At 64.0% G+C, this 999-nt stretch carries 1 protein-coding gene; it reads right to left on the bottom strand.

All coding sequences use genetic code 11. From position 1 onward, the window contains the following. Window positions 1-177 precede the first annotated feature (177 nt). Window positions 178-999, bottom strand: an 822-nt coding sequence (locus Q6D67_RS21610) for a phage integrase N-terminal domain-containing protein (protein WP_304707911.1), incomplete at its 5' end; no start/stop codon positions are given.

The raw sequence follows: 999 nt of genomic DNA, 5'->3' as shown, positions 1-999 counted from the left end.
CCGTTTATATTGGTCCACCCAGGCGTCCATTTCAAGGCGGTCGAAGGCGACACCCTGGCTGCCGATGCGAAGTTCCGTCAGGGCAGGGCGCACCTCCCGGTTAAAGCGGTTGCGGTCCATACCCAGGTAGCCGGGGGCGTCGCGGAGTCGGATCAGGCGGGGCTGGATCTGCATCGGCTATCTCCCCAGGTACACCGCGGTTATTTGCTCCCGGACATGGCCCAGCTCCCTGCTGATGGCCAGGCGCGCCAACTGATCCGCCTGCTGCTGCGCCGGGGTCAGTTCCTTCTTAGTAGGCCCGCCGCCATGGGGGGCGGGCCAGCCGGTGAGTTCCAGATAGCGCTGCTGAGCGTAGGCATGGCGCAGACCGTGCATTTTCGACAGGCCGGCATTGGCCGTATGGCGCTCGTAGATCCTGAGCTGTTCGATGTAGCTGCGCCCGCCCGGAATCAGGGCGCCCAGTCCGGCCAGGCGCTTGGCCTGTTCCAGCAGGGCGCGCTGCTCCCTGGTGCGGATGGGGACGGTGCGTTCCCGCCCGCCCTTGGTCCAGCTGGCCTTGAGCTGCAGGTGATCGCCCCGATCCGCCCAGCGGGGCCGGATTTTTAGGGCTTCCTCCCTACGCAGGCCAAAGGCCCTCTGCAGGCGCAGGCTCATCCACACATGTTCATCCTTAACCCGGTCGAGCTGTTCCCGTGCCAGACCCTTGGCCTTGCTGCTGTCGGACACGAACTGCCGGTCCGGTATGCCATAGAAATCATTGGAGCCGGCCACGACGGCTCGCCTGTTAACCTTCTCCGCCCACCAACGTAAACAGCTCATGCGGTTCTTGATGGTACCGGGGGAGAGGTTTTGCCCCTGCCAGTGCTCTACCAGGGCCTTGATGTGCTTTTGCTTGAGGGAGGTCGCCTGCAATTGCCGATAGCCAAGGTCGTGCAACTGATTGGCGATGGCGCTCAGTTGCCGTTCCCGGCCTACCCGGGTTTCAAAGCTGCCTTCGTG

This window comes from Haliea sp. E1-2-M8 (genome assembly GCF_030649675.1).
GTDB lineage: Bacteria > Pseudomonadota > Gammaproteobacteria > Pseudomonadales > Halieaceae > Haliea.
The sequence above is the reverse complement of the archived record's forward strand: the minus strand, read 5'-3'. Positions and strand labels throughout refer to the sequence as shown.